The following is a 5,931-nucleotide window of genomic DNA, read 5'->3' on the forward strand; positions in this document are numbered from 1 at the left end:
ATACATTCTATTTAAGTGCTCCACTAACAGTAACAGAAAACTATTCTAGTGATTGGTTAACTGCAAATAACTTATTAAAATATGCTCCTTTGGTAATACAAGGATATGCAAATTATCAAGCTGAAGGAACATTATCCTTTGTTAAAGATCCTCAAAGAGCTAAATTAAATGTTAATTGGTTAGATTCTACAGATATAAAAATCAATAAAGTTGATAACTTCGGTGAAAAAGTAGAGAATGCTACATTTAATTTATTGGAATGGAATAAAACAACAAATCAATATCAACAAATTTCAACATTGTCCTATGATTCTGTTAACAAAATATATCAAAGTGAACAGATTGTAGTAACCGATTCAAATGAAGGTAAATTCAAAATTGAAGAAGTAGTACCTAACGGGTATACTTTATCTTCTAAATATGAACAAGAATTTACCGCTGACGGATATATGGATAGAGTTTCATTTACAGCTAAAATGCAAGGACAAGAAGTAAATATTAGAATTTCTTCGCCATTTTTTGATAAACATCAATTTAGATATGAAGTCGAAAATGTACCTGATGGTGTCACAGCCATACAATTTCCTACATGGTCAGAAAATGGAGGACAAGACGATATTGAATGGGTTGGACTTTCTAAACAAAGTGATGGTATATGGCGTGCAGATAAACGCATGAACGAAAATGGTGTCTATAACGTACATGGATATTTTAATACTAGTTCACAAATAAATATTAATTTTTTTGGAACAAGTGTTGATCCAACTGATACAACTATTACTGTTATCAATAATCTGATAATGGGAAAGGTAACACTTACAAAATCAGATCAAGATTCTGGAGAAAAATTAGCAAATGCTCAATTTGACATTATAGCTAAAAATGATATCACTACTCCACAAGGAACTGTAAAATTAAGAGCTGGTGAAAAAGCTGGAACAATCATCACAGATAAAAATGGATATGGTGAATTAGACAATTTGTATTTAGGTACTTATATATTAAAAGAAACAGTTGCTCCTAACGGCTATCATTTGTCAGCTGATCAGGAGTTTACTTTATCAGCTGAAAATCAGGAACAAGAAATTATTATTAAAAATATTAATATTACTGATAAAGTAAATAATTTAAAAATCAAAAAAGTTGATAAAGATACTGGCATGTCTTTAAAAAATGCGGAATTTATCATATTCAATGTATCTGCAAATAAAAAAATTGGAACATATACCAGTGATAAAAACGGTGAGATAGATATTTCTAAATTATCACCTGCAACATATTATATTCAGGAAACAAAAGCTCCTGATGCGTATAAGTTAAATGATACAAAATATTACTTTGATATTAATAATCAAGGTAATGCAACTATTTCCAACATGAATAGTAATGTAGATAACGATACTTTTTCTATCGATGCAAATGGTGATATGACCATTACTGTTAAAAATGAAATTAATTTATGTAATCTTCGTTTAATTAAAACGAATGATGACAGTAAAAAATTAGAAGGAGCCGAATTTACACTTTATTCAGATAAAGATTGTACTAAAGTTATTGATAAAGCGATAACAAACAGTGATGGCAAAATCAATTTTGATCGTATTGTAGTCGGGGATTACTATCTAAAAGAAACTAAAGCACCAGATGGGTATCGTCTTTTAGAAGATACAATTAAAGTATCATTAAAGCCAATAGATGGCACTTTTAAGTTTTTAATTAATGATAAAGAAATACAAAATGATGGAAATTATACATTAACGATTGAAAATAATCTTTATACTGGAACTATGACAATTGTCAACGAACGTGGTAATTTGCTGCCTGCAACTGGGTCAGGTACAATGATCATTTTAGTTGCAGCAGGTTGTACATTTATGGCAACAGCAATTGTGTTAAGTAAAAAAAGAAAATCAAAAAAATAAAGGGGAAAGATCAGAATGAATAAATTTGCAAAAAAAGTTGGTACTGGAATATTAGTAAGCGTTCTTTCATTAAGCGCTGTCAATGCCCTTGCCAGCATTACAGATATTAATCCAAGTAATTCTATTGTAACTAATGTTTATGCAAAAGATATGGGACATATTAAAATTAATGCACACGTAAGTGATGATGGCACTATTCAAAGCTTAGCTGGAAAAAAATTTAATGTTTATAGAATTTTTGATGCAGAAAATGCAAAAAATATGGAAAGTATAAACTATACTGCTAATCCAACATACCTTAATTCATTAAAGAAAGTAACTGGAAAAGATACTGAATATGCTGTCATTGATTATATTCAGAGTTTGAACAACAATCTTGTAATAAATGATGTATCACATACACAAGAAAATGAATCAAGATATTCTCAATTTAGATATTTTGTTGAAAATCTAAGAAATCAGTTAGTAGAAGACAAAGCCTCTCCTACTCAGGTTGTAACAGTACCATCTAACGCAACTGATAGCTACACATTAGAGGTTGCATATGGATGGTATTTAATTGATGAAGTTACTGATGTTGAGGATACTCACAGTGCATCTTCACTTTGTATGGTTAATACAGCTAATCCAGATGTAACAATTGATATAAAAAGCGATTATCCTACAATAAAAAAACAAATCAAAGAGGATGATAATCAGGATAAAATCGGTGTTGATAAAAATGGATGGAATGACATTGGTGACTATGAAATCGGTCAGACAGTTCCATATAGATATTTATCTAATGTTCCTGATTTGAACGGATATCAGGAATATTATTTTGCAATGCATGATCGTATGGATAAGGAATTAACTTTTAATTCTGATTCAGTAGTAGTTAAAATTGGTGATAAGACATTAGTTAAAGATGTAGACTATAAAGTAATTCAAAGTAATTTACCAGCTGGAGAAACTTTTCAAATTCAAATCACTAATTTGAAAGCAACTGTAAATAAGTATTTCTATTCAGATGAATCTAATACAAATCCAGAAACAGAGAAAAAATATGGTCAAGAAATTGTAGTAGAATATAATGCTACACTTAATGATTCTGCACAATTAACAACTGGTCGCCCTGGTTTTGAGAATGATGTAAAATTAGAATTTAGCAATAATCCAGATTCTGATGGTCAGGGACAAACTGGAGAAACACCATGGGATACCGTAGTGGCATTTACATTTAGAACAAATGGAGTAAAAGTAAATGATCAAAATCCAGAATTAAAATTAGAAGGTGCTAAATTTAGATTATATTCTGATAAGGAATGTAAAAATGAAGTATATGTAAAAAAAGCTACTGCAACTGATGGATATATTGTAATCAATCGTGATAGTGTTACGGGAAATACTGCACCTGATGAAGCAGTTGAAATGGTTAGTGATAAAAATGGTATGTTCAATATTATTGGTTTAGACAGTCAAACATATTACTTAAAAGAAACTGTAGCACCTGATGGATATAGATTATTAAAAGATCCAATTCAAATTGATATCAAAGCAACATATGCTGAACAAAATCGAGATAATTATATCAAAGGCGATGGTGCTACTGATAAAACTTTACAAAAATTAGAAGCCACTGCTCATTTTAAAGAGTTTTATAATCAATCTTTCAATGAATACGATAATAACTTAACAACTTCTGTAGAAGATGGTAGCATTAACTTAAAAGTTGTGAATAAAGTTGGAAGCAAATTACCTGCAACTGGATCAATTGCAACTATTATTCTAATTGGAGCTGGTACTGCAATTATGGGTAGTGTTCTAATTAAAAACAGAAAAAAAGAAGTTGAAGAATAATGTTTAAATTAAAGAACATCTTAAAAAGAAGGAAAGATATTCTTATTTTTTTTATAGGGTTAGCATTAGTTTGCTACCCTATTATTTCAAATTATTTTGAAAATATAACCCAAGAAAAAATGATTAAAACGTATGATAATCAAGTTAATAATTTGAGTTCTGATAACATAAATGACATGTTAGATGAAGCAAAAAAATGGAATGAAAATTTATATCAAAAACAGCATGGTATATTATCATCTGATAATTCTAATAATTATAATGATATTTTAAATATTAATGATGGAATAATGGGAAGTATTGAAATTCCTTCAATTGATTTAAATATAGCAATTTATCATGGAACATCAGATGAAGTACTAAGTACTGGAGCGGGACATTTTAATGATACAAGTTTACCGATTGGTGGCGAAAATACTCACGCTGTATTAACATCACATCGTGGATTACCATCAGCTAAGTTATTTACTAGACTAGATGAATTAAAGTTAAATGACAAATTCTACATTAAAATTCTAAATGATACATTAGCTTATCAAATAGAAGCAATTAATGTAATAGAACCATCAGTACTAGAAGAACAAGGGTTTCCTATTGAAGAAGGAAAAGATATTATTACTTTGATAACTTGTACACCCTATGGAATCAATACCCATAGATTAGTAATAACAGCACACCGTATCCCATTGAATCTGAAAGAAAAAAAATTAATACAACAAAATATACCATCATTTAGAGAAATTGCATTTTATTCAATACCTGTTATATTTTCAGTAATTGGAATTTTTATTTTCAAAAAAAAGAGAAAGGAGCATTAAAATGCGAAAGATTTTTTTGATATTAACAGCTTTCTTTTTTTCTGTAATTATTACTATATCTCAAGTATCAGCGTATGAGAATAAAGGTTCAATTAATGTATATCTAGAAGAAGGAAAACAAGGTACTAACATTGAGGGAGTTGAATTTAAATTAGTTAAAGTAGCTAATCTTATTGATGGAGAATATGTTTATACCGAGCAATATAATTCTATGAATATTGACTTAAATAACATTAATACGGCTGAAGAATTAAATAATGCTTCAAATAATATTTCAACTGTAACTACAAAAAACAATATCAATGGATTAAGTAAAAAAACAGACAAGTATGGAGTTATACAGTTTGATAATCTGCAAAATGGAGTATATTTATTACAAGCTATAAATATAAATAATTATGACAATATATCTCCTACACTTGTAGCTATTCCAACATTCGATAGAGAAACATCTATCGATGGCGGAATGAACTATGATATTAGTGTTGTACCTAAGCATACTCCTATCACAGCAGTTAAAACTGATGATAATAGTAATGCAATTCTTTTTTTAGGTTTATGTGCTTCTAGCATTTACGTTGGAATCATTACTAAAAAATATCATTAATAAATATACATTTACGGGACTTAAAAGAGTCCCTTTATTTATAGAAAGGAATGGACAAAATGAGAAAAGTAATAAAAAAATTTTCTAAGTTTTTTACTGTATTTGCTTTGTTATTAAGCATTATTAGCTCATCGTTAATAACTAATGTAAATGCAGTGAGTCAAGCTGGAAATACTGTTGATTTCACATGGGGTGAAGAAATATATTATCCAGAATGGTTAGGTGATTGGTCAACTAAAATGTGCTATATTGACGGAAACCTAGCTTATTGCCTTGAAGCATCAAAAGATACTCCTCCAGCAAATACAAATGCTTCTTATGTAATTAGCAATAATGAGGCATTGTTAAAAGTACTTTATTATGGGTATGGTGGTCCTGAGGACGTTTTTAGAGGCGATACTGTAACATCTGATAAGGAAAAATATCTTTATACACACATTATGGCTTCATATGCTTATAGTGGTGACTTATTTGGTGGAAATACTTGGGAATATCTAGAAAGTATTGGTGTAGGATTAAAAGCCAGATGGGATCAAATTCAATCATTGCCTACTCCAACTAATACACTTACATTTAACAGTAGTAATGATTTAACAGTTAGTGCATATTATGATTCAAATGAAAAAATTCAAAGAACAGAAAATATTACTTTAAACACAAAATCTGATGCAAGTATTACTTTACCACTACAAGATAATGTGACACTTCACAACATAACAAAAGGTACAAGTACTACAAGTGGAAA

At 29.3% G+C, this 5,931-nt stretch carries 5 protein-coding genes; all 5 read left to right on the plus strand.

The annotated features are described in order from the left end of the window. Positions 1-1,922, plus strand: a 1,922-nt coding sequence (locus B5E92_RS14790; protein ID WP_087303424.1) for a SpaA isopeptide-forming pilin-related protein, incomplete at its 5' end; no start/stop codon positions are given. A 15-nt stretch (positions 1,923-1,937) separates the two neighbouring features. Further along, positions 1,938-3,761: an isopeptide-forming domain-containing fimbrial protein gene (locus B5E92_RS14795; RefSeq protein WP_087303426.1), complete on the plus strand. Its 1,824-nt coding sequence runs from the start codon at positions 1,938-1,940 to the stop codon at positions 3,759-3,761. Further along, entirely contained in the window at positions 3,761-4,579 is an 819-nt protein-coding gene (locus B5E92_RS14800) for a class C sortase (RefSeq protein WP_087303428.1), read from the plus strand. Before B5E92_RS14795 ends, B5E92_RS14800 begins: the two co-directional genes overlap by 1 nt. A 1-nt stretch (position 4,580) precedes the next feature. Continuing rightward, complete coding sequence (locus B5E92_RS14805) at positions 4,581-5,186, plus strand: pilin N-terminal domain-containing protein (RefSeq protein WP_087303430.1); 606 nt, start codon at positions 4,581-4,583, stop codon at positions 5,184-5,186. A 59-nt stretch (positions 5,187-5,245) separates the two neighbouring features. Continuing rightward, positions 5,246-5,931 (plus strand): thioester domain-containing protein (locus B5E92_RS14810; RefSeq protein ID WP_239406504.1); only part of this gene is annotated, 686 nt, incomplete at its 3' end.

It is taken from the genome of Erysipelatoclostridium sp. An15, from assembly GCF_002160675.1.
Lineage (GTDB): Bacteria > Bacillota_I > Bacilli_A > Erysipelotrichales > Coprobacillaceae > Thomasclavelia > Thomasclavelia merdavium.